This is a genomic window from Rhodococcus sp. NPDC019647, from assembly GCF_044389235.1.
GTDB classification, from domain to species: Bacteria; Actinomycetota; Actinomycetes; order Mycobacteriales; family Mycobacteriaceae; genus Rhodococcus_F; species Rhodococcus_F oxybenzonivorans.
In genome coordinates, this window is record NZ_JBIRXS010000011.1 from 16,202 (window position 1) to 41,747 (window position 25,546).

General features: G+C 65.0%; 21 protein-coding genes and 1 pseudogene. 8 read left to right on the top strand and 14 right to left on the bottom strand.

Annotated features, from left to right (window positions below; all coding sequences use genetic code 11):
• Nucleotides 1-31 precede the first annotated feature (31 nt).
• Nucleotides 32-1,603 carry a long-chain fatty acid--CoA ligase gene (locus tag ACH49N_RS20200; protein WP_358274204.1) on the top strand — a complete coding sequence of 524 codons (1,572 nt, stop codon included), beginning with the start codon at nucleotides 32-34 and terminating at the stop codon, nucleotides 1,601-1,603.
• A gap of 22 nt (nucleotides 1,604-1,625) precedes the next feature.
• Here ACH49N_RS20200 and ACH49N_RS20205 read toward each other — a convergent pair whose 3' ends face one another.
• From ACH49N_RS20205 to ACH49N_RS20230, 6 genes are all read right to left on the bottom strand, one after another.
• Nucleotides 1,626-3,341 (bottom strand): alpha/beta-hydrolase family protein, encoded by a 1,716-nt coding sequence (locus ACH49N_RS20205; protein WP_358274206.1) that lies wholly within the window; start codon nucleotides 3,339-3,341, stop codon nucleotides 1,626-1,628.
• Between the two features lie 149 nt (nucleotides 3,342-3,490).
• Nucleotides 3,491-3,868: an SHOCT domain-containing protein gene (locus ACH49N_RS20210; protein ID WP_358274423.1), complete on the bottom strand. Its 378-nt coding sequence runs from the start codon at nucleotides 3,866-3,868 to the stop codon at nucleotides 3,491-3,493.
• Between the two features lie 29 nt (nucleotides 3,869-3,897).
• Nucleotides 3,898-4,179: an SHOCT domain-containing protein gene (locus tag ACH49N_RS20215; protein WP_159924470.1), complete on the bottom strand. Its 282-nt coding sequence runs from the start codon at nucleotides 4,177-4,179 to the stop codon at nucleotides 3,898-3,900.
• Nucleotides 4,180-4,210: 31 nt separating this feature from the next.
• Nucleotides 4,211-4,663 carry a DUF6325 family protein gene (locus tag ACH49N_RS20220; protein ID WP_358274207.1) on the bottom strand — a complete coding sequence of 151 codons (453 nt, stop codon included), beginning with the start codon at nucleotides 4,661-4,663 and terminating at the stop codon, nucleotides 4,211-4,213.
• 122 nt (nucleotides 4,664-4,785) lie between these two features.
• Nucleotides 4,786-5,931 carry a glutamate--cysteine ligase gene (locus ACH49N_RS20225; RefSeq protein ID WP_358274210.1) on the bottom strand — a complete coding sequence of 382 codons (1,146 nt, stop codon included), beginning with the start codon at nucleotides 5,929-5,931 and terminating at the stop codon, nucleotides 4,786-4,788.
• 140 nt (nucleotides 5,932-6,071) lie between these two features.
• Entirely contained in the window at nucleotides 6,072-8,105 is a 2,034-nt protein-coding gene (locus tag ACH49N_RS20230) for a phage holin family protein (protein WP_358274212.1), read from the bottom strand.
• A gap of 34 nt (nucleotides 8,106-8,139) precedes the next feature.
• On the opposite strand from ACH49N_RS20230, the gene ACH49N_RS20235 reads away from it, so the two are divergent.
• A complete protein-coding gene (locus tag ACH49N_RS20235) occupies nucleotides 8,140-8,940 on the top strand; it encodes an MBL fold metallo-hydrolase (RefSeq protein ID WP_358274214.1) in 801 nt (266 codons plus the stop codon).
• Nucleotides 8,941-8,953: 13 nt separating this feature from the next.
• Here the strand turns inward: ACH49N_RS20235 and ACH49N_RS20240 are convergent, their stop codons facing one another.
• From ACH49N_RS20240 to ACH49N_RS20265, 6 genes are all read right to left on the bottom strand, one after another.
• Entirely contained in the window at nucleotides 8,954-9,427 is a 474-nt protein-coding gene (locus ACH49N_RS20240) for a hypothetical protein (RefSeq protein ID WP_358274216.1), read from the bottom strand.
• Nucleotides 9,428-9,547: 120 nt separating this feature from the next.
• Nucleotides 9,548-9,862, bottom strand: a complete 315-nt coding sequence (locus ACH49N_RS20245) for a three-helix bundle dimerization domain-containing protein (protein ID WP_358274218.1) — start codon at nucleotides 9,860-9,862, stop codon at nucleotides 9,548-9,550.
• A 112-nt stretch (nucleotides 9,863-9,974) separates the two neighbouring features.
• Nucleotides 9,975-10,463, bottom strand: a complete 489-nt coding sequence (locus tag ACH49N_RS20250) for a hypothetical protein (protein ID WP_358274219.1) — start codon at nucleotides 10,461-10,463, stop codon at nucleotides 9,975-9,977.
• A gap of 88 nt (nucleotides 10,464-10,551) precedes the next feature.
• On the bottom strand, nucleotides 10,552-10,956 hold the full coding sequence (locus ACH49N_RS20255) for a hypothetical protein (protein WP_358274220.1): 405 nt from the start codon (nucleotides 10,954-10,956) through the stop codon (nucleotides 10,552-10,554).
• 112 nt (nucleotides 10,957-11,068) lie between these two features.
• Nucleotides 11,069-12,436 (bottom strand): diacylglycerol kinase family protein, encoded by a 1,368-nt coding sequence (locus tag ACH49N_RS20260; RefSeq protein ID WP_358274222.1) that lies wholly within the window; start codon nucleotides 12,434-12,436, stop codon nucleotides 11,069-11,071.
• Complete coding sequence (locus ACH49N_RS20265) at nucleotides 12,433-13,863, bottom strand: DUF2252 domain-containing protein (RefSeq protein WP_358274224.1); 1,431 nt, start codon at nucleotides 13,861-13,863, stop codon at nucleotides 12,433-12,435. Before ACH49N_RS20265 ends, ACH49N_RS20260 begins: the two co-directional genes overlap by 4 nt.
• A 203-nt stretch (nucleotides 13,864-14,066) precedes the next feature.
• Between ACH49N_RS20265 and ACH49N_RS20270 the strand changes: the two genes are divergently transcribed.
• The 6 genes from ACH49N_RS20270 (at nucleotide 14,067) to ACH49N_RS20295 (ending at nucleotide 21,818) form a co-directional block, all read left to right on the top strand.
• Complete coding sequence (locus tag ACH49N_RS20270; RefSeq protein WP_159924432.1) at nucleotides 14,067-14,465, top strand: hypothetical protein; 399 nt, start codon at nucleotides 14,067-14,069, stop codon at nucleotides 14,463-14,465.
• A 6-nt stretch (nucleotides 14,466-14,471) separates the two neighbouring features.
• A complete protein-coding gene (locus tag ACH49N_RS20275; protein ID WP_358274226.1) occupies nucleotides 14,472-15,881 on the top strand; it encodes a hypothetical protein in 1,410 nt (469 codons plus the stop codon).
• A gap of 162 nt (nucleotides 15,882-16,043) precedes the next feature.
• Nucleotides 16,044-16,442, top strand: coding sequence for a hypothetical protein (locus tag ACH49N_RS20280; RefSeq protein ID WP_358274228.1), 399 nt, complete (start codon nucleotides 16,044-16,046; stop codon nucleotides 16,440-16,442).
• 25 nt (nucleotides 16,443-16,467) lie between these two features.
• Nucleotides 16,468-17,310, top strand: coding sequence for a polyphosphate kinase 2 (ppk2, locus tag ACH49N_RS20285; protein WP_358274230.1), 843 nt, complete (start codon nucleotides 16,468-16,470; stop codon nucleotides 17,308-17,310).
• Between the two features lie 28 nt (nucleotides 17,311-17,338).
• Entirely contained in the window at nucleotides 17,339-20,092 is a 2,754-nt protein-coding gene (locus ACH49N_RS20290; protein ID WP_358274231.1) for a cation-translocating P-type ATPase, read from the top strand.
• 10 nt (nucleotides 20,093-20,102) lie between these two features.
• Nucleotides 20,103-21,818: a SulP family inorganic anion transporter gene (locus ACH49N_RS20295; protein ID WP_358274232.1), complete on the top strand. Its 1,716-nt coding sequence runs from the start codon at nucleotides 20,103-20,105 to the stop codon at nucleotides 21,816-21,818.
• Nucleotides 21,819-21,854: 36 nt separating this feature from the next.
• Here ACH49N_RS20295 and ACH49N_RS20300 read toward each other — a convergent pair.
• Together ACH49N_RS20300 and ACH49N_RS20305 are read right to left on the bottom strand one after the other, a co-directional pair.
• Nucleotides 21,855-23,636, bottom strand: a pseudogene (locus ACH49N_RS20300) (glycoside hydrolase family 15 protein); the annotation flags it as partial.
• 230 nt (nucleotides 23,637-23,866) lie between these two features.
• Nucleotides 23,867-25,471, bottom strand: a complete 1,605-nt coding sequence (locus ACH49N_RS20305) for an MFS transporter (protein ID WP_358274233.1) — start codon at nucleotides 25,469-25,471, stop codon at nucleotides 23,867-23,869.
• Between the last annotated feature and the right edge of the window lie 75 nt (nucleotides 25,472-25,546).

The following is a 25,546-nucleotide window of genomic DNA, read 5'->3' on the forward strand; positions in this document are numbered from 1 at the left end:
CGCCCACCTTCCTACTCCGAGAAAGTGTCCCGTGCTGAACCTCTCCGTACTTCTCGAAGACTCCGTCCGCCGATTCCCCGACCGTGACGCCCTGATTCTCGGCGACGAGCGGATGTCCTACGCCGATCTCGACGCCCGGTCCGACCAGGTCGCGAACCTGCTGGTGTCGACGGGTGTCCAACCCGGCGACACGGTTGCGCTCTCCTGCCCCAACATCCCGCAGTTCCCCGTCGTCTACTACGGCATCCTCAAAGCCGGTGCGGTAGTCGTGCCACTCAACGTGCTGCTCAAGGAGCGTGAGATCGCCTATCACCTCGCCGATTCCGACGCCACGGCGTATTTTTGCTACGACGGCACTCCCGACCTGCCGATGGGCGAGTACGGGCGGTCCGCGTTCGCGCAGAGTCCGCACTGCCGCAGCATGTTCCGCATCACCACCGACCCGGACGCGCCCGTGACGATCGACGGCATCGGCACACTGACCGACGCCATGGCGCCACACAACGCCGCCTTCGAGACCGTCGTGCGCGAAGCGGGCGACACCGCCGTCATCCTGTACACCAGCGGGACCACCGGAAAACCGAAGGGCGCCGAGCTCACACACGCCAACATGGTGCTCAATGCGCTGACCGCCAACCGCCTGTTCGAGAGCACACCTACCACTCACGACCGATACCTGGTGACGTTGCCGCTATTCCACTCGTTCGGCCAGACCGTCACCCTCAATGCCGGGATCTCGGTGGGGGCGACCCTCGTGCTGCTGCCCCGGTTCGAGGCCGCCGCCGCACTCGACCTCATCGAACGGGAGAACATCACGGTCTTCGCTGGGGTGCCCACCATGTACTGGGGTCTGCTCGGCGCCCTCGACGAACACCCCGCCGACATCGCTCGCATCGCCGGCAACATGCGCCTCGCGATCTCCGGTGGCGCCGCGTTACCGGTGGAGATCCTCACCCGGTTCGCCGACCGCTTCGGGGTGCAGATCCTCGAGGGGTACGGACTGTCCGAGACGTCACCGCTCGCGACGTTCAGCGACCCCGGCCGTGAGCCACGGCCCGGGTCGATCGGCGTCCCTGTGTGGGGAATCGAGGCCCGGCTCGTCGACCAGGAGTGGAACACCGTCACCGGAGCCGACCGGATCGGCGAGATCGCGCTGCGCGGCCACAACGTCATGAAGGGTTACTACAACCGACCGGACGCCACCGCAGAAGTGGTGCGCGACGGCTGGTTCCGGACCGGCGACCTCGCTCGCGTCGACGACGACGGCTTCTACTACATCGTCGACCGGGCCAAGGACCTGATCGTGCGCGGCGGATTCAACGTGTATCCCCGCGAGATCGAGGAGGTCCTCCTCGGCCACGACGCCGTCTCCCTCGCCGCCGTCGTCGGTGTCCCCGACGACAGCCACGGCGAGGAGGTCAAGGCGTACATCATTCTCGAACCCGGCGCACAGGTCACCGCAGACGAGCTGATCGCCTGGGCGAAGCAGCAGATGGCGAGCTACAAGTACCCCCGCACCGTCGAATTCGTCACCGCCCTGCCGATGACCGCCACCGGCAAAATCCTCAAACGCGAACTCGGCCGCGCCGGAGCCGGGGTTTGATCCAGAACGCGCCAACAGACTGTCAGCCGTCGGCACCCATCTCGGCGAGCTCGGTCCGCAGGCGCTCGTTATCCGCCGGAGTCCAGCCGTCGGGCGGCAGGATCGCACTCCACGCATCGGCGATATCGACGACGTAGGAATGTCCGTGTCCGTCCGGAACACCTGTGGACACCGCCATGTCCGCCGCAACCTGGAAGAACGTCACGAACGGGAACCACTGCGTGCTGTCGAGAACGTCGTAACCGCGCTCCTCCTTCAGCCAGTCCGGCTCGCGCAGTAACAACTCCGGCGACCACCAGACGATCGGATCCGACGGGTGCTGCAGATAGACCATCCGTGGTTGCCCCCACGGGGCATCGGGGCGCGGCAGATCCTCCGCCGCCCGCGCCCCGAAGCGCACCGTTTCACCCTGCTCGTAGACCGGAAGCCATTCGGGCGAGCCCGGATCGCGGTTCGTGGTGACGTCGGTCCAGATCTCGTTCGCATTCGGCGGTCCCGTGAACAGCACACCGTCGGTGCGGGCCTCGACGTCGTCGACGTTGCCGAAAGCGCTTTCACCACCGAAGGAACCGAGGCTTTCACCCATCACCACCAGTTTCGGGCGGGACTCCGGTGGCAATTTCTCCCATTTGTCGTACACGGCGTCGAACAACGCCTCCCCGGCCTGGTGAGCCCGCTCCTTGTCGACGAGGAAGGACAGCCAACTCGGCAAATATGAGTACTGCAACCCGACCGTCGCGGTGTCGCCGTTGTACATGTACTCCAGCGAGGAGACGAGACTTTCATTGATCCACCCGGTGCCGGTGGTGGTCGCCACGCCCACCACCGCACGATCGAACCCGCCGGCGCGTTCCAGCTCGTCCGCCGCCACCTGGGCGTTCTCGCGGATCGAATCACCGCCACTGGCGAGCCCCGCGTAGGTCCGAATCGGCTCCACCGCGGCTCGACCGCCGTTGAACGCAGACAAGTCTTCGACGGACGGGCCACGCGAAATGAACGAGCGGCCCTGCCGTCCCAGCGAATCCCACGTCACCAGCGACTCCGGCCCGCCCGATCGCAGCGGTGACGTAGGCGGCTCGTCGCCGGCCTTGGTCTCCTGGTTGACGGCGGCGAACGAGCTGTTCAGACCCGACATGATCGCGCGAACTGCAGCCCCGTTGACCAGTGCGAATACCAGCGCTACGACTATTACTCCGATCACGGTCGCCGAGATCCGCCGGGGCACCACACGGCTGATCTTGCGTTCGACCCACCGCACGGCCCGCAGCAGCACCCGGGCCGTGGCAACCAACCCGACGTACACCAGCAACGCCACGATCCCCATGACGAGATAGCCCCACCATGGGAAGGGCGCCGCGCTCATAATTTCCCGGAGTTCAGCCTGCCAGTTACCGAACCACACCAGCATCACTGCGGTTCCGACGAGACCGACGACCGCCGCCGTCCGGCGAACCATCGTCTTCACGTGGTCCGATGCCTCCCGCTGCACAAGATAGCGCACGAACTTGGAGCCGAGAAACCCGACGGCGTAGCCGATTGCAGCCGACACACCGGTAACCAGTCCCTGGAAGAACGGCCCACGGGGCAGAAGCGTCGGCGTCAACGACAGCCACACGAACAGTACGGCAATTACCAGTCCGCCGAATGCGTACCGGTCGGGAAGCCAGCGTCGATGCCCAGGCGGCCGCGCGGCACTGGTGTCGCGTCCGGGTGCACTGTCGATCACGTCGGTCGCCATGGCTCGTTGCGTCCTCTCCATGACGGGCGGACTCTCGGGTGCCTCGTCCGCTATTTACCATTCTCCGTCATGCGAGGGTCGCGACCTATCAATTCCCCCAGAAATTATCATCACGGACATGCCCGCGATGCTGGCACTACCCACCGAATCTACGCCAGTGTCTTCGCCTTGATCGCCTGGAACTCGGCGTCGGTGATCGTCCCGGAGTCGAGCAGCGCCTTGGCATCCGCGATCTGCTGGGCGGGTGACTGTCCCGCGACGTCCCGGATATAGGAATCCTGCGTCTGCCTGAACTGCTGGGCAGCGGCCATCGATCGCTTCGCCATGCCGTCACTCCTGACGATCAGGTAGATCAGCGCCGACAAGAAGGGAATGATGAACAGGAAGAAAATCCAGATCGCCTTCACCCACCCCGAAGTTTCATGGTCTCGGAACAAATCGGTAATGATCGAAAACAGCACCGTCAGATACGCCGCAAAGGCGAAACAGACGAAGATGAACCAGAAGAATTCCCAAAAGCCTTCCATTTTCGGAGCTCCGTCCACTCGAGGTTGGATCAGGACGCCAGGATTTTGGCCTTCTCCGCGTTGAACTCCTCCTCGGTGAGAACTCCCTGATCGCGGAGTTCGCCGAGTTGCTTCAGGGCGGCCATGCGATCCATGCCACCGGAGGGCGGTGCGGGCTGACTCGACGCAGGGAGCGGAGCCGCTTCCTGCTGTGGTGCAGGCTGGTTCGCCGCCCACCGCTGTCCCTGCCGTCGCGATACCCGGTTGGAGACGGCGGTCGCGGTGCCCGCCACGACAGCGGTCCGGGCCATCCCGCGTAGAAGTCCTGGCATGATATTCCTCCGCTTTCGAGTATTCGGTGCGTCAGCCGGTGGTTTCGTCGAGTGCGTCGAGCGCTGCCAGAATGCCTTGGACGGGGATGCGCCCGGACGCGACGAGTTGGGCGCCCTCGCGCCGCAGTGCCGAGGCGAACGGTGCGGCCCAGCGATTCTCGTACACCAGGATCGCTCCGGAACAACCTGGCTGTAGTACGGCGGCCGCCTCCTCGAGGTCCGTTGGGTCGACCAGGCCCGTCGCCGCCTCGGCGAACAGCGTCACATCCACGCCGCCCTCGAAGCCGAGATCCTCGATCTCGATACCGGATATCGATCCGTCGGTTTCCTTCCGGACGAAGACGAGATCGTACACCCGGATGATGTTGCGCTCGACCAGGTCGATCAGGTGAGGAAGTGCCGATCCGTCGGGTTGTCGATCACTGGGGAACTCCACGACGAGGTAGTCGATGGGCCCGAGTTCGTCGATATCGGTGTCATTCACTGCGAGACCTCTCTTCTGAAGCGGGCAGCGACAGCCACGCGGGGCGTCATCTCAGTATCACCCGCCGAGGGACAACGGCGCTAGAGAATGACGCCGCCTGCTGACGGCACCATCGTCGGTACTCACTCCGGCCCGCGGATCTCGCACTCGTGGGGAGTCAGCACCGCGAGCACGTCCGCCATGGTGCCTGCGTGCAATGCCGATCTCTGCCGCTGAGCGCCGTTACCAAGGGCGTGGACTCGCGCGATCGCCTCCCTGGTGCGGGTGTAGTCACCGGTTTCTTCGAGTGCTGCACGGGTGTGGGCGAGTAGTCGCGAGAGCACTGTGGCTGCGGGGACTACCTGTTGGGTGATCACGTCGACGCCGTGTCCGTCCATGCCCTCGCGGGAAGCCCGCCAATACGCCGCGCCGAGAACTTCGGAGTCGACGAGTGGAGCGAGGTCACCACGGTCGATCGACCTTCGTGCCGTGGTGACCAATCCACGGACCAGGGTGGCGAGCAGAATGGTCTCCTCGACAGTAGCGGGAACGTCGCTGACCCGTATTTCGATGGTCGGCTGGTGCGCGCACAACCGGATATCCCAGTAGATCATTGCGGTATCGAGGATGCTTCCGCAATCGAGCATCGTCGCGACCACGTCGTCATAGTGGCGCGCCGACCGGAAATACGGCGGCGGCCCGGCGCTCGGCCACCGAGTCCACAGAATGTGCCGCCAGCTCGCGTACCCGGTATCCCGACCGGCGAGGATGGGGGAATTCGCGGTCAAGGCCAGCAAAGCGGGCATCCAGGGTCGAATATGGTTGCTGATCTGCACGGCGATGTCACGGTCGGGGACGCCGATATGAACGTGACAGCCGCAGATCACCTGTTCGGCCAGTGATCCGAAATGGGTCGCCATCCGTTGGTAGCGCGGAAGATCGGTAATCATGTGGGGTGGCGGTCCCACCACAGGAACACCGGCGGCCAACAGGCGGGCTCCGGCGCGCGCGGCTGCGGCTGCCGTCGAGGACCGGGCCCGGTGCAGCTGCCGGCACACGTCCGCGATGGTGGCGCACACCGGGGTCGCTGTCTCGATCTGGCATTGCGCGAGTTCGAGTTGCAGTTCGATGTCGAGTGCCTGCCCGGCCGCGGCGACGGCAGCGTTACACATAAGTGGGACGCCCGACTCGGGATCGACGAGAAGGAATTCTTCTTCCACCCCGATCGTGGGCGGACCCATCGACGGTGAGCATCCGGAATCGGCAGGATTCGCATAAGTGGACGTCATCGCCTGCTCCTAGCCGGCCGGTCAATGCATCACTATCAATGATCAGCGTCGCACGTCGTCAACGATCGTGCGAGTGCTTCCGTCAAAGAAATACGAAACGCTTTCGGCACAAAGGACGGTCGGGTCCGCGACTGCACCGATCAGGTCGGTACTCCGGTCACCGACGCATCTGGGTCTGACTCGAGGGCATGATCCCGCCATCCGACGAGCACCTTGTGCACGGCCTCGGCGCCGTGCAGCGGGTCGGGCGGTGCGGGCAGGTCTGCTGGATAGATGAGAAACGGGGTGCTTTGGGGTCCTCCCATGCCGCCGTGCGAGCCGACCTGCTCCTCGAACGCCGCGACCTCGTCGGTGTCGGGCCAGTAGGCACCGCCGACCATGATGTCGGCAACGTTGTCGAAGTTGTCGGTACGTCGCACCTTCTCCAGCGCGTCAGGGCCCATCACAGCGAGCGGGTTCTCCCCTGTGACCTCCCCTGTTGCGACGTCGACCTGACCTCGAGGCCCGAGAACGACGGACCCGCCGGGTGCGGCAACCAGCAGGAAACCGATTCCTGGATGTTCTCGCAGACCGGTGAGCAGGCCAGGGTGGGCGGCCTCGATGGCGTTGACGTCGGCCCGTCCGGGCAGGTCCGGGAAGTAGATCAGACCGAGGTTGCCTGAGCCGAGCACGATCGGCTCGCCGGCGGGAGCGTGCGCATCCTCGCCGGCCGTTTGTGCGTGCACGCTGGCCGCGGCGTAGCCGCGCCCCTCCGCCCCGGGTTGTGCGGAGACGTCCGGTTCGCGCTCGTACCAGTGACGCTTGACTGCGGTCGGTTCTCGCTGCACACCGAGTCGGATGATCAACTGCCCCAAGGTTTCCCCGTAGCGTTGAAGAAAGGTCGCGCCCTGGCTCTGCCCGTGATCGGACAGCACGACGACGCGGTAGGGCCGATCGGACTGTTCCACCACGGCGAGCAGCATCTCGACGATGTCGTCCAGTTTGGACAGCACCGCGAGGGTCTCGGGCCGGGAGATGCCGGAGTGGTGTGATACCTCGTCGTAGCCGATCAGGTCGACGTAGACGACGCTGCGTCCCTTGATCAGATCACCGACCACCGCGGCGACGGAAACGTCAGTGGCAAGCACGGTCGCGAACGCCCGCACGAACGGATAAACGCCGCCCCGCGGCACCCGCGGTTGAATGTCCTTGCGCTTCTGCCGTAGGGATTGGCGTAGTTCTCGCTGCACCTCGCCGAACATTCGTAGCGACGTGCGCAGCGCACTCGCCGGGTCGGCGAAATAGTCGCTGTAGCCGGCACCGCCGCCGAGGCGCGCACCGCGCATGCGGCTGACGACGAGCACGTTGTCGTTCGCGCCACCGGTGAACAGGTTTCCGCGGCTCGAACCGTCGTGTGCCAGCAGGCCGGGGATGTCGGTTCTTTCGAGTTCGCGCTGCTCGTTGTCGGCCGGATTGCTGAACACCGAAATGTGCCCGGTCGCCTTGTCGTACCAACGAAACGCCGGCACGTTGTGGTTGGAACCGTGCAGCACCCCCAGCTGGGTGGCACCCGTCTGACTGCTCCAATCGGTGTGCCAGGGCCGCAGCCTGTGCGTGTGGCGCACCAACTTCGCCAGTCCGGGCGTGACACCATCGGCAATCGCGCGACGCAGCACGTCGTAACCGAGGCCGTCGATCTGGATGCACAACAGCCCCGGGGACGCGTTCCCGAGGTCGACGTTGCGCCGCAGCCGAAATCGCTGACGACGCACCTGCATCACTCGGTACGCGGTATCGGAGCGAGACGCGATAGCGCCCGACACCACGGAGGTGAACAATGAGAGCAGCGCTGCGAGGACGAACGCATCTCGTGGTTGGTCCACGACCGCGACCGGTACCAGGTACAGCGCCAGCAGCATGATCACGCCGCCGGCGAGGAACACCCCGATGAACAGCAGCACCGGACCGATCCACGACATCAGCCACATCATCACCGGCCACAGGGCGGCACTGAGTACGCCGAACACCAATGCGAGAATCAGCGCAGCCGGCAGGGTCGGCAGCGGAGTGAAACTCGACCCGTCCAGTGAAACCCCGCCGAGGAGGCGGTCGAGCACGATGATCGCGAGCGCTGACGACCCCCAGAGCACGAGGAACTCGACGAACACTCGCACCACACCGCTCACCGTGCGCATCGCAGCTCCCTCGTCATCTGGAATCGTAAGGGGTATGAGCGCAACGGCGGGGCAGGATGACGAGGCATTCCGTCTCCGCTGGCTCGGACATGCCAGCGCACTGATCGTGGACCGCGGGACGGTCATCCTGACCGATCCGGTGCTGACCGACCGCGTAGCCCACCTGCGCCGCCGCACCGGCCCCACCCCGAGCGGTGAGCATGTGCGACACCCGAATGCCGTCCTGCTTTCACACCTGCACGCCGACCACACCCACCTGCCGTCGCTGCGGCTGCTCGATCCGGACGTACCGATCGTGGTGCCGTGGCGAGCGGTCGACGGCCTGCCCGCGTTGCGCGAGTTCGCCGATCGCCTGCTACCGCTGCGGCCCGGCGAACAGATAGCGATAGGCAAAGTAACGGTGCGCGCCGTGCCCGCCCGACACGACGGCCGGCGCTGGCGGCGCGGCCCGCAGCTTGCGCCGGCGATCGGGTATGTCGTCGAAGGAGACCGGCGAACCTACTTCGCCGGCGACACCGACCTGTACCCGAACCTGGCCGAGCATGTCGGCCCGGTAGATCTCGCCTTGCTACCCGTCGGGGGCTGGGGCCCGACACTCGGCAAGGGTCACCTCGATCCACCACGGGCCGCGGTCGTCGCGCGTCTGGTGCAGGCCGGCGTGGCTGTGCCCATCCACTACGGCACACTATGGCCCATCGGCTTCGACGCCGTCCGCCCCCGACGGTTCTTCGGTCCGGGCGCCGAGTTCGTCCGCCACGCCGTCCGGGAGGGCGTGGTGGCGGTGGAGTTGCACCCTGGAGACGAACTCGGTGAGCCGGGAATCCAGGGCGTGTAATTATCGGGTCGAATCACCGAGTGGCAGTGCCGGTATCGCTGAGGTTCGCGTCTCTTATCTCCCTCTCCGGATTCCACGTAGAGACAGCCCAGATGATGACCACGTCGAGAGCGATGATCAACAGTGACCAACCCGGGTAGTAGGGCAACCACAGGAAGTTCGCCAGTATCGATATAGCCGCGACTATGATGGCCGACACTCGGGCCCACCCGGCGCCTGTGAAGAGGGCGAGGCCGACGATCGCGACGATGACGCCGAGGATGATATGGATCCAGCCCCAGGTGGTGAGGTCGAATTTATAGACATAGTTGATGCCGCTGACGAATACTTCGTCTTCGGCGACTGCCGCGATGCCCTGGAAGAACTGGATGATGCCGACGGTGACCATGATGACGGCCGCCGCCATCGACGTACCTGCCGCGAAACCCTGTTTGCCGGATGGATACTCAGAACTCGCTGGATTCACTCCGAAGCTACGATCGGACATGGCTGACCCTTCCCGAGCTACGATGTACCGGAACCACAATTATCTGCCGCCGCGTGGTGCGTTCGCGGCGAAATTCCAATTCCCAACGAACCGGGCGACCTCGTCAATTCTTCGTCAACGCTACGACAGGCGTGGAGAGCGCCGTGCGAATACACTCCACACTTTTCCGCTGCTCGTCACCGATCGTGTATCTGGCTCTTCGTTTACGAGCAGGGGTTCCGTCGGAAGCATCGGTGCACGGCAGTATACGGCGTCGAGCGTGCGCGTGGCGGACCGCTCGACCAGCAGGGGGACGAAGTCTCGTATGCGGCAGTCGTCGAACCGGTGGAGAGTTGCCTCGATCAGATCCTCGACCACCCCCGGCTCGAGGTTTGGGAACCGCTGAATCAGCCGTATTCGGACGACGTCTATATTTTGTCTTTCATTGTCGTCCATGAGAAGAATTGTCCCGCTGTGTCGGGCCTGCGGGGACTCTTTTCGATATCATTTCGACTCATTCTGCTTCAGTGTGGACGCGGGTCGGCCTCGGTGACCTCGACTCCGCCGGTTATCTTCCCGCACCGGATTCGGAGGCGGTGGGAAACGGGCTGGGGCCGAGAGCGACGACGATCGAGGCCGGGCGGAATCCGATCTCGGTCCAGCTCGTGGTGACGGTCAGCGACCCGGTGCGAGGGTAGGTGCCGATCCAGTACAACGGCGTCGTCCGATACGGCCCGGTCTCGCCGGTGGGCGGCTCGCTCGAATGGATCGGGTCGGCAAGGCCGTCGAGTTCGTCGGCGCGGACCCGCACGGTCAGATAAGACCACCGCGCCGACCAGTCGTGGGGGTCGGTCAGGGGACGGGTTTCGTAGCGGGCGAAGTCGGCGCGGATCCCGGTGACCTTCATTGCCAGTTGCAGCAGCAACCCAGACGGGAAAGCGGTGACCGCGGACAGCTCCAAAGTCAAATCTCTCTCGGCGGCGATCGGCATCGGGGCCTCTACGGGTAGGCCCCGGTCGGCGGGTGGCGCGAGAGCCGGCCAGCGATGGCGGCGCATGCCTCATCATTGCATCGCGCGTGGTCGGTCAGGTCGATTTTCGGCAAGGACAGCAGACTTTAGTGGCCGAGAGGCCAACTGGCCCATATCAGTGCCAGTCGGAGTTGGGAATCGCGGTCATGACCGCCCAGATCATGACCGTGTCGAGTGCGATGACGAGGATCGCCCACGCCGGGTAGTGGGGCAGCCACAGGAAGTTGACCACGATCGATGCTGCCGCGATAGTGACCGTCAACGTCCGCGCCCATAATCCACCGCGGAACAGGGCGCCGCCGACCAGCGCGATCAGCAACCCGAGCACGATATGGATCCAACCCCACACGGTGAGGTCGAACTCGTAGGTGTAGTCGGTGCCGACCGTGACGACGGCGTCGTTGCCGACCGCGGCGATCCCCTGAGCGATATGCAAGACGCCGATGGTCACGAGCAAGATCGCGGCCCCAATCATCGTGTCGGCTGCGATCTTCTGCCTGTCGGTCGACTTGTCGGTCACGACGGTCACCTCTCCGGCTCGGATACTGTGAATCCTTTCCAGTGTGCGCCGCACAAAGGGGACGCCATCCCCGAATTCGTGCATTTCAAGCCGGTCACTCGATAGGCCTCAGCTAATGTGCTGACAGATCTCGGCCTGCTTGCCGATGCCATGCCAGTTCGCGGAGCCGGACCCAGTCGACGGTGGGTGCGGCGGGGCGCACGCCCGGGCGGTCGCGGGGCACCCGGACCCGAAGCGCGCCGGCCTCGATCGTGCACCGCACAGGGGTGGGCAGGAGCAGCGATTCGCCGTCGACGCCGACCGGAGTCTCGGGTGTGTCGGAATCGACGATCACCTCGGTGGTCGTGTGCTGCGTCAATCCGCGCACGTTCGCGCGGCGTAGCAGGCCGATGGCCTGGCGGGCGCTCGCGACCGAGACGGTCACGGCGCCGAGGACCCCGCGATCGAGTCGGTCTCGCCGGTTGAGGCCGGCGAGATCACTGGTGCCGTAGGGGTTGTTGCTCACCAGCACTGCTTGCGGGTTCCGCACCGTGATGTCCCCGATCTGGGTCACAAGCGGGGCGCCCGCTCGTCCGGCGAGCAGGTCCGGAAGCATCTGCAGCACGGTGCCGGCCTTGTCGTCGCGGTACGCCGGGCTGCGGACCACCTCGGCGTATACCCCGAACGAGGCATTGTTGACGAACGGGCGCCCATTTATCCGGCCGAGATCGACGGTGACCTCGACGCCGTCGCGCAGGGCGTCGAGGCACCGACTCGGGTCGGTGCGGTCGAGGCCGAGGTCCATCGCGAAGTGGTTGCGTGTCCCGGCGCTGATGACCAGGAACGGCAGGTCGTTCTCTGCCGCGACCGCAGCCACGAGGGCCTGCGTCCCGTCCCCACCGGCCACGCCGAGTAGGTCGGCTCCGCGCTCGACCGCCTGGCGGGCCTCGCCGGTGACGTCGAATTTATTCGGGCCTCCGAGCAGGACCACCTCGGCGCCCAGTTCCTCAGCCTTGCGTTGCAGGTCGAATTTCCCGACCTTGCCCCCACCGGAGTGCGGGTTCATGATCAGCACCGGATGCCGCACCGGCGGGGCAGGCACCTCTCGGACGGCGGTGTCCGATGGCCGTCCACGCAGGGCGGTGCGGGCGCAGAGCACTGAAAGAAAGATCAAAACAAGGGACGCGACAACGACGGCCAGCAGAGCGGCGCGGATAAAGAGGACCAGCACCACGATCGGCGCCAGCACGGCGATGGACAGTGCCACCCAGCGCAGGACACCGCGACTGGCGAGGAACCAGTACAGGGCGGCAACGGTGACGACGACACCACCGACTCCGACGAGGAGGAGGCCGACTGTGCTGAGAAGACCCGCGGACACCAGCGGCACCGCAGCGGCGAGGATCGCGAGCGCGAATGCCGCCCGCGCCCACCAGCGTCGGGAACCGGTCGCGGTGTGGGCGGCGGCGGGTACCGCCGAGCTGTCGTCGCTCGCCATCATGTCCCCGATTGAGCGGAAATGCGGCCGTCGTCGATCGCCTTCCGCAGCACGGTGTGATCGCGTTCATTCTGGTCGGCGTAGGTCTCGGCGAAGGCGGCCAGCGCCTTGTCGAAGTCCTCACTCGAACCGAGGTACCCGGCGATGGCGAACCGGTCGCCGGCGCGTGCGTGCGCATACGCGAGCACCCTGGCACACAATCGGCCGTACATCGTCATGAGGTCGGGCTTCATGGTTTCCACGACCGCTGACCCCTTGCCGTCACGCAATTGGCGTACATAGAAGTCCCGCATCACTCCGGCGGCGTCGGGTCCTTGCTGCCAGCCGAGGAAGATGTCACTCGCCGCTTGCATCAGCTGTTGCCCGGTCACGACTCGCTCGCCGTGATTCACGAATGACGGTCCGGGGGCGTACTTCTCGAGGACCGACTGCTGCGCCTCCTTGGCCTGCAGGAATAACGGGTCACCACCTTGGCCGCGCAACAGGACGATCCAGGCCCGGGTGCCGACACTGCCCACCCCGACCACCTTCCGCGCGGTTTGGACGTACTCGTATCGATCGAGCAGCACACGTCGGGCAGGGGGCAGGGTGCCACGGTAGTCGCGCAGTCGTCGGTTCAGCTCCCGGTCGATCTCTTCGGCTTCGGTGCCGGTGAAGATTTCTTCGATCGGTACGATCAGCGGCGGTGTGCTCACTATCCGCGGCCGCCCGTCCACCACTGTCGTCAGCCTTGACAGTGCCTGCACACTGTCGCGGCCACGAGACTTGTCGATCGTCTTCTGGACGCGTCTGCGAGTCGAGGAGTCCAGGACGTCGCGAAGCTCATCGAACTGGGCAGCGGCGTCGATATGGGAGTACCACACCTCGAGCTCACCGCGCTCCGCCTGGGATGACATGGTTTGGCGGTATTCCGCGGCGCAGGCGAGGGCAATTCTTTTGCGTTGTTTACCGCTGAAATCGTTGCTCCGTCCGGCGACAGCGAGACTGGCCACCAGTCGCTTGACGTCCCATTCGAACGGGCCGGGATACGTTTCGTCGAAGTCGTTGACATCGAACGCGAGTGTGCGCTCCGGTGTAGCGAAGAGTCCGAAGTTGCTCAGGTGCGCGTCCCCGCACAACTGGGTGTGCAGGCCGGTGGTCTGGGCTCGGGAGAGGTCGTCGGCCATCACCAGCGCAGCGCCGCGGTAGAACGCGAACGACGACTGAGCCATCCGCCCATACCGGATGGGGACCAGATCCGGGACCCGGGTCTCCGCCTGAGATTCGAGCAAACCGATAGGGTCCCGGTCGCGTGCCGGAACGTGTTCGGCCATCGTATCGAAGGGAACTCGACGCCGAACGTTCTCGCCGTGTGCGAGGCGCTCCGCCCGCGTCGGCTGATCGACGACCCCGACGTGTCCCGGGTCGGGGAAAGTGTCTCGCTCTGTCATGGCGTGCCTCCACGCCCATGATCTCGCGCACTCCGCCCTCACGTCATCGTTTCGGGTGCAATCGGTGTCGACCGGATACGGCGACCGCACACACCTGCCCAATCGAAAGTCAGGTCGGCGAAAATGCAGCCACGGTGTGTGGTAAGGGAGGACACTGATCTTCGGTACGACCACTTCACACGTCGCCCGGGAAGGGAACGATGATGTCCGAGGACTCGTTGGTCAAGCAGGGTGTGGCAAAGGGAACGTCGATGGGCGGGGCAGTCCTGCTGGTCACGGTCGGGGCGCTCGAGGTCCTTCAGGGAATCTCCGCGATCGCCAAGGACGATGTCATCGTCGTCGGCATCGAATACACCTATCAGTTCGACGTCACCACGTGGGGATGGTTCCATCTCATATTCGGCGTGATCGTCGCGGCCGTCGGCGCGGTGCTGTTCACCGGGGCGGCTTGGGCACGAGTCGGTGCCATGATCCTGTGCGCCCTGTCGATATTCGTGAACTTCCTCTGGTTGCCCTACTACCCGCTGTGGGCGATCACGATCATCGCCCTGAACGCCGTCGTGATCTGGGCGGTCGCAACCTGGAATCCCGACGAGATCTGAACGGCGATGACCGACGGCAGCGGCACTCCCGCCAGCGGCTCACTCGACAACGACGAACGCGCCGAACTCCTCCGACTACGTGAGGAAGTCGCGACGCTGCGCGAACCCACCGGCGGCACCACCGCCGACGTTCCTACCCGACCAGTTACGCGTCGACCCCGGCACGGGCTGCGGTGGGCGGGCGTGGCGATTTTGCTGGTGTTGGTGGCCCTTCTCGCAATCGCGTCGGTCACCGCTCGCTTCACCCGCAGCCAGATCCTCGACACCGACCGCTACGTCAGCACGGTGGCACCCCTGGGCGACGATCCGGCTCTCCAGGCGGAGATCACCAACCAGATCACCGACGAGATTTTCACCCGAGTCGACGTCGAGGGGCTGACCGAAGACGCCCTGACCGCACTGACCGATGTCTCGAACCTGGCCACGAACGCCCCCCGCCTCGACCGGGCCGTCATCGGTCTCGCACCCGTGCTCACCAGTCAGGCAAGGAACTTCGTCCACGACACCGTCAGCTCTCTCGTGCAGTCCCAGCAGTTCGAAGACCTCTGGATCCAGGCGAATCGGGCTGCCCACAACACGCTCGTCGCGGTGATGACGGGAAATTACGGCCTCAGCTCCGTCGAAGTCGACCAGAGCGGGACCGTGAGCATCTCACTCGGCACCGTGATCGACAGGGTGAAGGCGGCACTGAACGAGAGGGGCTTTGCGTTCGCGGACAAGATCCCGTCCGTGGACAAACAATTTGTACTGTTCCAGTCGCCGGAACTGGTGAAGGCGCAGCGGGCCGTCGCCGCACTCGACAGGGCGGCGACAATCCTGCCGTGGCTGGGAATTGCCTGTGCCGCCGCAGCTGTCGCCGTCGCCCCCACCGGGCGTCGGCTTCGCGCCCTCGCCCTCGTCGGACTGTCGATTGCAGTGGGGATGCTTCTCCTCGCGATCGGTATTCTCATCGGACGAGCGATCTATCTCGACAGCGTCCCACCCGACGTCCTCTCGCCCGATGCGGCCACGGCCGTCATCGACACCGTGCTGGTGCCGTTGCGCACGAGCCTGCGCGCGGTCGCAGTCCTCGGCCTGGTGATTGCCCTCGGCGCCTACCTCACCGGCGGTTCATCTTCCGCCACCACGGTTCGCCGTGGCTTCGGACAGTCGCTGGACTTCGCCCGGCGAACCGGCAGCGGCCGGCCACCGAACGAGATCGAACGGTGGGCTCATCAGCTTCGAGTACCACTGCGGTGCGCCATCATCGGCATCGCAGCCGTGTTGCTGATGTTCTGGCGCTACCCCACCGGTCTGGTCGTCTTGTGGATTGTCCTCGGTGCCTTGCTGGCACTCGCGGCACTCGAGCTGCTCATCCGTCCCGCCCGCACAGCCACTGAGCAAAACCTGGAATCTACGCCGGTGCCTTCGCCTTGATTACTGACTGTCCGCGGGCGTGACCGCCGAACGCCGAATAATCCGTTGCTCGAGGATTTTCGACCCGTCTGCCCAGATTGCAGGTTTACCACCACAGCGGCGTGGATCAGCGGACAATAATCCTACCGGGCCGCCTGGGTTCGGTGAAGGAAGGGGACGGTCATGTCCGAGACAAGGTCGGTCAAGCAGGGCATCGCGGCAGGTACTTCGATCGGAGCGGCCATCATCATGGTGACCGTGGGAATCATTCAGTTCTGTCAAGGAATCGCCGCGGTCGCCGAAAACGAAGTGTTCGTGGCGGGGGTGGACTACGTCTACAAGTTCGACCTGACCACGTGGGGCTGGATTCACATCGTGCTGGGTGCGGTCGTTGCAGCGGTAGGTCTCGCGTTGGTCACCGGTGCGGGATGGGCGCGGGTGACGGCGATCGTGATTGCAGCGATCTCGATTCTCGCCAATTTCCTGTGGCTGCCCTACTACCCCTGGTGGTCGGTACTCATCATCGCCCTCGACATCGTGGTGATCTGGGCGGTCTCGACCTGGAAGCCGGACCGGGTCTGATCATTCGTCGGCCCGGGAGCGAACCGTGGGAAAGAAGTCGAAACACGAGAAGTCCGGGTTCGACCTGCCCCGTCCGGACGCAGGCGAGGCCGCCTCACCGATGAAAGACAAGGAGTATCGCCGCCTGCTCCATCCGCTCCACGTCGAGCTCGTCGCGTTGCAGGAGTGGGTGAAATCGTCGGGTGCGAGGATTTGCATCGTATTCGAGGGCCGCGACACTGCCGGTAAGGGCGGGGTCATCAAGGCGATCACCGAGCGAGTCAGTCCGCGGGTGTTCCGTGTCGTCGCCTTGCCCGCCCCCACGGACCGCGAAAAATCGCAGATGTACGTGCAGCGGTACCTACCGCACCTCCCGTCCGGCGGGGAGGTCGTCATCTTCGACCGCAGTTGGTACAACCGCGCGGGCGTCGAGCGGGTGATGGGTTTCTGTACCGAGGAGGAAGCTCAGAACTTCCTGCAACTCGTTCCGACGGTCGAACGCGCGATCGTCGACTCCGGCGTCATCCTGCTGAAGTACTGGCTGGAGGTGAGCCAGGAACAGCAGACGCTGCGCCTGCAGAGCCGGATCGACGATCCACGAAAAATCTGGAAGCTCTCGGCCCTCGATCTCGAGTCGTACACCCACTGGTACGACTACTCGCGCGCACGGGACGAGATGTTTCACTTCACCGACACCGGTTGGGCACCGTGGTACGTCGCGGTCAACGACGACAAGAAACGCGGCCGCCTCAACGTCATCAGCCACCTGCTGAGCCAAATTCCCTACGAACCGCTCGAACGCCCCGACATCACCTTGCCGAAGCGGCGTGGCCCGCACGGTTACGAGGCGCCGAGGCAACCACTGCACTGGATCCCCACCCCCTACTGAGGATTCGAGCCGGAAAGGACGAGTGGTCATGGTCTCGACGGAACACGCGCAGCCCCAGAACCTATGGCACGCCCAGGATCCCGACGCCGTCGTGGCCGTCGCAATGTCCGATCGGCAGTCCGGTCTGACGGCCGGGGAAGCGGACGAACGGCGCAGACGGCATGGCCCCAACGAGATCGTCTCCGAGCCCGGGCCGTCTATGTGGGCGATTGCGCTGGCTCAACTGAAGGATCTGATGAACCTGATGCTGGTCGCGGTGGCCGTGGTCAGCGTCGTCATCGGCGAGGTTCCGACCGCGATCGTGGTCGCGGTGCTCGTCGGGCTCAACATCGTATTGGGCACGCACCAGGAACTGAAGGCACGCGCCAGTGTCGACGCGCTCGCGAAGATGCAGACGCCCCAGGCAAGGGTGACCCGGAACGGAACGTTGATCCAACTCGACGCTACCGACCTCGTACCGGGTGACATCGTGCAACTCGAGGCCGGTGACATCGTCCCGGCCGACGGCCGATTGCTCACGACTGCCACACTCGAGACGCAGGAGGCCGCGCTGACTGGCGAAAGCGCACCCGTCCCGAAGGACCCTCGGACGCTCGCCGCCGAGGATGTCCCCCTCGGCGACCGTGCCAACATGGTCTTCCAGAACACCTCGGTCACCCGCGGCACCGCCACCATGGTGGTCACCGAGACCGGTATGCACACCCAGATGGGTCAGATCGCCTCCATGCTCTCGGCCGTCGCACCGGGCAAATCGCCCCTTCAGCGCGAACTGAATTCGCTCACCAAGGTGCTCGGCATCATCGCGTGGTCGGCGGTCGCTCTCATCGTGGTTCTCGGGGTACTCCGCGGACAGAGCCTGGCGACGGTGCTGCTGCTGGGTATCTCGATGGGTGTGTCGGCGATCCCGACTGGCCTGCCGACGTTCGTGCAGGCGATGCTGGCCTTCGGGGCCCGTCAACTCGCCGACGCGAAGGCCGTCGTGAAGAACCTCACCGACGTCGAAACACTCGGCGCCACCAGCGCGATCAACTCGGACAAGACCGGCACGCTCACGATGAACCAGATGACGGTGCGGTCGCTGTACTTTCATTGCCGGTGGTACCTGGTCGACGGTGAGGGATACAGCAAGACGGGTCGGATCACCCAGACCGCGGGCGAGGCCACTCCCGACTTCACCCTGCTCGCATACGGACTGTGCCTCGACAGCGATGCCACCGTCTCCGACACCGGAGAGGTAGTCGGGGATCCGACCGAGGCCGCACTGGTGGTGCTCGCCGCCAAGATCGGTGTCGACGCCCCACTCACCCGCAGGACATATCCTCGCGTCGCCGAGGTGCCGTTCGACTCCGCATACAAGTTCATGGCGACCTTCCACCATCTCTCGGTGGACGGCAGCACCCGGTTCGTGGAGCTCGTCAAGGGGGGACCTGATGTGGTCCTCGCCCGATGTGCCACCGCCTATCGGCCCGGCAGACAGGTGGCGCCACTCGACGAGGTGCGGGAGGAACTGACCGAAGCGAACCGAGCGCTGTCCGAGAAGGGCCTGCGTGTACTGGCGTTCGCCGTCCGTCGACTCGACGGCCAGGAGGAGGCTGCGGCGGCCGACCCCATGGCGTTCGTCGAGGACCTCACGTTCGTCGGCATGGTCGGCATCATCGACCCGTTACGGCCGGAAGCAGTCGACGCCGTGCGCACAGCCCAGACCGCCGGCATCGAGGTTCGCATGATTACCGGGGACCACGCCATCACCGCATCCGCGATCGGCGCCGAACTCGGCCTCGGACCGGGCGCCATCGGCGGTCCCGAACTCCAGGCGATGACCGACGAGGAACTTGCGGCCGCGCTTCCGAACCTGCACGTGTTCGGCCGGGTAACCCCCCAGGACAAACTCCGCCTGGCCGACATCATGCAGAAGAACGGCGCAGTCGTGGCGATGACCGGGGACGCCGTCAACGACGCCGCCGCATTGAAGAAGGCCGACATCGGCGTCGCCATGGGATCGGGCAGTGAGGTCACGAAACAGGCCGGGAAGATGATTCTCACCGACGACAACTTCGGCACCCTGATCACCGCGATCCGATTGGGCCGCAACATTTATGAGAAGATCGTGTCGTACATCCGGTACCAGATGTCGAAACTGTTCTCGCTGGTGCTGCTCTTCCTCGCCGCGAGCATCTTCGATATCAACGACGGAGTCGCGCTCACCCCGCTGATGGTTCTGTTCCAGCACTTCTTCATCACGCTCTTTCCGGTCGCCGTCATCATGATGGACCCGCCGGCGCCGGACCTGATGAACAAACCGCCGCGCAACCCCAAGATGCCGATCGCCAACCGAACGGCGTTCGTGCAGTGGCTGGCGTACGGCGTCCTGCAGTTCGCCGTCACGCTGGCCGCGATGCTTCTCGCGCCGGGCGACATGAGCACCACCGAGGCGAGCGTCCCCATGACGACGGCGTTCGTGGTGCTGTCATTCGGGTCCATCCTCGCAGGACTCGTCATGCGGCGAGACCCCGAATCCGGCCTCACCGCACCGATCCTCACCGCGCTGAAGATCCTGTCCGTCCCGGTCGTGGTCACCGTGTTCGCTGTCGAGATCGGCTTCCTCCAAGACCTCCTCATGACCATGTCGCTGACTGGTGGTCAGTGGCTCGCCTGCATCGGGTGGTCACTGATCATCCCGATCGTTGTCGAGGCGGAGAAAGCGTTCCGTCGGCGCAGGTATGCACCACCGAGCACGCCGATCACCGCCACAGCCGCCGTCAACCCGCAACGCGCGCGCTGAGGCCCGAACAATGTCCTGGACAGGTAGCCTCGCGCAATTGCCGGGCATCGCGACGGCCCGGGCGTACCGCCGGGAGTGGCTGCGCCCCGACATCACCGCCGGACTCGTCCTTACCGCCCTGCTGATTCCCGCCGGGATGGGGTACGCCGAGGCCGCCGGTTTGCCGGCCTACGCCGGCCTCTACGCCACCATCATTCCGCTCCTGGCCTATGCGGTGGTGGGACCGTCGAAAATTCTTGTCCTGGGCCCGGACTCGTCACTGGCACCGCTCATCGCCGCGGCAGTGTTGCCCCTGGCCGTGGCCGACGACCCGGAAAGCGCGCTCGCACTCGCCGGAATCCTCGGCGTCCTCGTCGGGGTCATACTGCTCGTCGGCGGGTTCCTGCATCTCGGCTTCGTCACCGAATTACTGTCCAAGCCCATCAGGCTCGGCTACCTGAACGCGATCGCACTCATCGTCGTGGTCGGCCAACTTCCCAAGCTCCTCGGGTTTTCCGTCGACGCGTCCGGCCTCATCAGAGAGATCGGTGAGATCGGACAGTCCGTGATCCGGGGAGAGATCGACCCCGTCGCCGCCGCGATGGGCATCGGTTCCCTCGCCGTCATCATCGGGTTCCGTATCTGGCTGCCCCGCATCCCGGGCGTTCTCGTGGCCGTGATCGGGGCGATCATCCTGTCCGCCACGCTCGGACTTACCGACGACATCGGGATGGTCGGCGCCCTGCCCGCAGGCCTGCCACTGCCCTCGTTCGGCGGGGTCGACTGGGGAGACGTGGGAAAGCTCGTCGGTCCCGCGGCCGGTATCGCTTTGATCGCGTTCGCCGATACGGGGGTGCTCTCCCGCACGTTCGCCGCGCGGCGCGGTGACGACGTCAACGGCAGCACGGAAATGAAGGCGGTCGGTGTGGCCAACATCGCCGGTGGACTGTTCGGCGGATTCCCGATCTCCGCCAGCGGGTCACGGACCCCGGTGGCGGAGCAGAGTGGTGCCCGCACCCAATTAGCGTGCGTCGTAGGCGCCCTCGCTGTACTGGTCTTCATTCTCGTCGCCCCCGGGATCACCACGTACCTTCCCGACGCGACTCTCGGGGCAGTGGTGATCGTCGCCGCCACTGCACTGGTAGACGTGAAGGGTATGGTCCGGATGTGGCGTATGAGCTCTGTCGAGTTCGGACTCGCCGTCGCCGCATTCCTCGGGGTCGCCCTGGTGGGAGTCCTGCAGGGAATCCTCGTCGCGATCGGACTGTCCTTCGTCGCGGTCGTCGCGCAGGCCTGGCAGCCGTACCGCACCGAACTCGTCCGAACCTCGGACCGTCCTGGCTTCCACGACATCGAACGCCACCCCGATGGCCAGCGCATCCCCGGACTCGTGCTCGTGCGGTTCGACGCCCCCCTCTTCTTCGCGAACGGCGAAATCTTCGACGAGTACGTGCGCTCGGTCGTGGCGACAGCGCCTACCCCGGTCGAATGGGTGATCGTCGCCGCCGAACCCATCACCGGACTCGACACCACCGCCGTCGACGAACTTGTCGACCTCGACACCTATCTGGAAAGCAAAGGAATCCGGCTGGCTTTCGCGGAAATGAAAGGTCCGATCAAGGACCAACTGATCCGGTTCGGCGTCGGTGACCGGTTCGATTCGACTCATTTCTATCCCACTGTCGAGTCCGCCGTGACAGCATTCCACAACAGAGCCGACCACCCCGGTGAACTGGCCGACGAGTGAACCGACCACACCGGTCAAGCTCGACAAGATCTCCCGTCACGCGTCGGCTTCAGCGCCGGCGATGGCATACGCCGCGCCGATGAGGGTCAGATGGCTGAACGCCTGCGGGAAGTTGCCGACCTGCCGTTGCAGGCGGACGTCGTACTCCTCGGCCAACAGACCCAAGTCGTTGGACAGTGCGGTGAGTCGCTCGAACAATGCTCGCGCCTGGTCGGTGCGCTTGTTGAGGGCCAGCGCGGTGACCAACCAGAACGAGCAGGCGAGGAACTGTCCTTCGTCACCGGGTAGTCCATCGTCGGTCTGTGCAGTCGAATATCGCGAGACGAACCCGTCGCGGCCGAGTTCCTGGGTGATCGCGTCGATCGTTCCGCTCACGCGGGAGTCGGTACCGGGCAGAAACCCGACGAGGGGGATGGTAAGCACGCTGGCGTCGAGTTCCTCGGACCCGTAGTACTGGGTGAAGGTGTTGCGCTTGGCATCGAAACCGTGTTCGCACACCTCGCGATGGATCTCGTCGCGCACCTGCGCCCAACGTTCGACGGGAGCATCGAGTGTGAACTCCTCGGCGAGGCGCACGGCCCGGTCGAACACCACCCAGGCCATGACCTTGGAATGGGTGAAGTGTCGGCGTGGCCCGCGAGTCTCCCAGATGCCGTCGTCGGGTTCGCGCCAAATCGTTTCGATGTACTCGACCACGGTGCGCCAGCGCGGCCACCACTGCGGGTCGATCGTGCCGAGAATCTGCGTACCCGCATACAGCATGGCGACGACCTCGCCGTAGACGTCGAGCTGGAATTGTTCGGATGCGGCGTTGCCGACCCGGACCGGTGTGGAGCCTTCGTAGCCGGGGAAGCCGTCGAGGTCGAATTCGGTCAGGCGCCGCTCCCCGCTGATTCCATACATGATCTGGATCTTTTTCGGGTCGCCGGTGCCGACGCGGGAGAGGAAACCACGGAAGGCGAGCGCCTCGTCGGTGTATCCGGCAGCAAGCAACGCCTCGAGGGCGAGCGCGGAGTCGCGCAGCCAGCAATAGCGGTAGTCCCAGTTCCGCACACCCCCGATGTCCTCGGGCAGGGAGGTCGTGGGCGCGGCGACCATTCCGCCGGTATTTTCCGACGTCATCGCCTTCAGTGCGATCAGTGAGGCCAGTACCTCGTCGCGGTAGGGGCCCGAGTAGGTGCAACGCCCACTCCACTCCCGCCACCACGCTTCGGTGCGCGCCAGCGCCGAGTCGGCGTCCTCGATGGTCGGTGCCGGTTCGAACGAGGAGTGCCAGCACAGGGTGAAACGCGCCCGGCCTCCCTCGGTGACCACGAACTCGGCCCCGACGGTGCCCTCGCCGATGTGCAGCGGCACCGGCGTGCTGAGGCGGAAGGTGTCCGGTCCAGCGGTAGCGCGCATTCCGTCCGGAGCCGGTTCCACCCACGGGGAGATGGATCCGTAGTCGGGACGAATCACCAGTTCCATCCGCATCGGCACCCTGCCACGCACACCCTGCACGATCCGCATCACCCGCGGTGGGCCGTCGCCGCGGCGCGGCATGAAGTCGATGATGCGCACCATGCCGTCGGCAGTCTCGAAGTCCGATTCGAGCACCAGCGTGCCGGCACGGTAACGGCGGGCACTGACTCGTGTCTCACCGCTCGGTGCAAGGCTCCACAGGCCGTGCCGCTCGTCGCCGACCAGAGCGGCGAAACACGACGCGGAGTCGAAGCGGGGCAGGCAGAGCCAGTCGATGGTGCCGTTGTCGCCGACCAGCGCCGCGGTCTGCAAATCTCCGATGAGCCCGTAATTCTCGATGCGCATGACCGATCCCCTATTCCACCGTCGTCCTCATTTGTCACCGAAAAGATTTGTTGCAGACCACATCACAGCGTGAGAAGAGCGATCATCTGATCTCCCCTCATAGATGCACGCACAAGAGCGGACGACTGTGCGCCAGGCTTTCAGAATATCGCGGGTCGTAGGGCAACCAGGGGAAGTTGACGAGATCGGCGCCCGGCGACGAGCACATTGACAACGATGTACGTCCCATCCCGAGGGCACCGTCAATCATCCTCTGGGCGTTCGTCGGAGCTCTGCGGTGCGCGGTCTGGGATACGCCTCATGCGGAACGAGTTGAACACCCCGATCAGGCCCGCGAGGATGGGGATGAGTAGGGCGAATTGCAGGGCAAGAGGTCGCGCATCGGTGTTGATGCGGATGATCTCCTCCTGGATTTCGGGGGGTTGGCCGACGAGCAACTGTTCCAGCTGGGTGTTGCTCATGACCTCGGCGTCGTCCTCGAGCACCTGCGCCACCTGTTGCTGTTCTGCCGGCGGGAGCACGGCGCTCGACTGCGCCATCGCAGTGAACGTGAGGGACAGCGTTGCCAGCATGATGGCGCCCGCGAACGCCAGTCCGAACGAGAGCCCGAACGATCCCGCCGCGGAATTGACGCTGGCGGCTTCGCTGATTCGCTCCTCCTCGATCGGGGCGAGTGTGTAATTGTTGAGTTGAGACACCAGTAATCCCAACCCGGACCCGGCGATCATCAAGGGAATTACCAGGCCCCAACCGAACTCGGCACGCGGCACCAGTGGAATCAGTGCTGCGATCCCCACCGTCAGAAGCACGAATCCCCACCGGATGATGCTGCTCGGGCGCCGGTCGCCCGCCTTCTTGCCTGCGAGCAACGCCACTGCGAACATGCTGAGGGAGAGGGGTGCGAGGGACAATCCCGCCTGCATCGCGTTGTACTCGAGCACCATCTGTAGGTAGATCGGCAGCGCGATCATCGTGCCACCGAGGGCGATCTGCTGGAGCATCTGCCCGGTGATACCCAGGCGGAATATTTTGGAGCGGAAGAGATCAGGGTCCAGCAGCGTCGGCTTACCACCACGTTTACGCCGGACGAGCCAGTACGCCAACCCGGCCATCGCAATTGCACCGAGCGCCAGGAGTGCACCCACGGCTTCGCCGCCCTCCTGCCACACCAGGATGCCCAGCACGACGCCGCCCATGCCCAGAACGGAGAGCGCCGCTCCCACCAGGTCGATGACCCGAGGTCCGGTGTACCGAACATCCCTGACGAGCCGGATGCCGGAAAGCACAACGGCGATGATGACGACTTCGAGCAGGAAACCGACGCGCCACGACAGATAGGTGGTGATGAAACCGCCGAGGAGCGGTCCGACGGCCGCGGCAATCGCAGCGGCCGCCCCGACCAGGGCGTAGACCTTTTTCTGAGCGGCCCCTTCGAAGTTGCCGTGGATCAGGGACTGCATGGCGGGCAACAGCAGCGATGCGCCGATTCCACCGAGTATTGCCCAAAAGACGATGATCGCGGTGAGACTCTGCGCGAGTGCCATTGCCGACGCACCCACTGCGTAGCCGAGCAGACCAAGCACGTAAGCGCGTTTGCGTCCGATGAGATCGCCGACTTTGCCGCCGATCAGGATGAACGCCGCAGATACCAGCGCCTCGAGCGCGATCGCCGCCTGAACGCCGCTGACGGTGGCGTCGAGGTCGCGAACCACCGAGGAGATCGACACGTTCATCAGCGACGTGTCCACCACAAGCACGAACATCGCCATCGCCAGCAGTAATCCGAGCAGGCGCTGTGAGCCCGCTGCCTTCTCCGAGGGATTGCTGGTCTTCGGTCCTCCGGTCACGACCACACCTCCTGCACACACCCGCCCTTGTCAGGCCCCAGGGTCGGCAGAATGGGGTGGGTAGACGCGAGCGTG

What these genes read in the sequence shown, in the direction of transcription:
- ACH49N_RS20205 (WP_358274206.1), bottom strand. Translation starts at nt 3,341, where the DNA reads ATGGCGACCGACGTGATCGACAGTGCACCCGGACGCGACACCAGTGCC.
- ACH49N_RS20210 (WP_358274423.1), bottom strand. Translation starts at nt 3,868, where the DNA reads ATGGAAGGCTTTTGGGAATTCTTCTGGTTCATCTTCGTCTGTTTCGCC.
- ACH49N_RS20215 (WP_159924470.1), bottom strand. Translation starts at nt 4,179, where the DNA reads ATGCCAGGACTTCTACGCGGGATGGCCCGGACCGCTGTCGTGGCGGGC.
- ACH49N_RS20225 (WP_358274210.1), bottom strand. Translation starts at nt 5,931, where the DNA reads ATGACGTCCACTTATGCGAATCCTGCCGATTCCGGATGCTCACCGTCG.
- ACH49N_RS20230 (WP_358274212.1), bottom strand. Translation starts at nt 8,105, where the DNA reads ATGCGCACGGTGAGCGGTGTGGTGCGAGTGTTCGTCGAGTTCCTCGTG.
- ACH49N_RS20235 (WP_358274214.1), top strand. Translation starts at nt 8,140, where the DNA reads ATGAGCGCAACGGCGGGGCAGGATGACGAGGCATTCCGTCTCCGCTGG.
- ACH49N_RS20240 (WP_358274216.1), bottom strand. Translation starts at nt 9,427, where the DNA reads ATGTCCGATCGTAGCTTCGGAGTGAATCCAGCGAGTTCTGAGTATCCA.
- ACH49N_RS20245 (WP_358274218.1), bottom strand. Translation starts at nt 9,862, where the DNA reads ATGGACGACAATGAAAGACAAAATATAGACGTCGTCCGAATACGGCTG.
- ACH49N_RS20250 (WP_358274219.1), bottom strand. Translation starts at nt 10,463, where the DNA reads ATGCGCCGCCATCGCTGGCCGGCTCTCGCGCCACCCGCCGACCGGGGC.
- ACH49N_RS20260 (WP_358274222.1), bottom strand. Translation starts at nt 12,436, where the DNA reads ATGATGGCGAGCGACGACAGCTCGGCGGTACCCGCCGCCGCCCACACC.
- ACH49N_RS20265 (WP_358274224.1), bottom strand. Translation starts at nt 13,863, where the DNA reads ATGACAGAGCGAGACACTTTCCCCGACCCGGGACACGTCGGGGTCGTC.
- ACH49N_RS20270 (WP_159924432.1), top strand. Translation starts at nt 14,067, where the DNA reads ATGTCCGAGGACTCGTTGGTCAAGCAGGGTGTGGCAAAGGGAACGTCG.
- ACH49N_RS20275 (WP_358274226.1), top strand. Translation starts at nt 14,472, where the DNA reads ATGACCGACGGCAGCGGCACTCCCGCCAGCGGCTCACTCGACAACGAC.
- ACH49N_RS20280 (WP_358274228.1), top strand. Translation starts at nt 16,044, where the DNA reads ATGTCCGAGACAAGGTCGGTCAAGCAGGGCATCGCGGCAGGTACTTCG.
- ACH49N_RS20290 (WP_358274231.1), top strand. Translation starts at nt 17,339, where the DNA reads ATGGTCTCGACGGAACACGCGCAGCCCCAGAACCTATGGCACGCCCAG.
- ACH49N_RS20295 (WP_358274232.1), top strand. Translation starts at nt 20,103, where the DNA reads ATGTCCTGGACAGGTAGCCTCGCGCAATTGCCGGGCATCGCGACGGCC.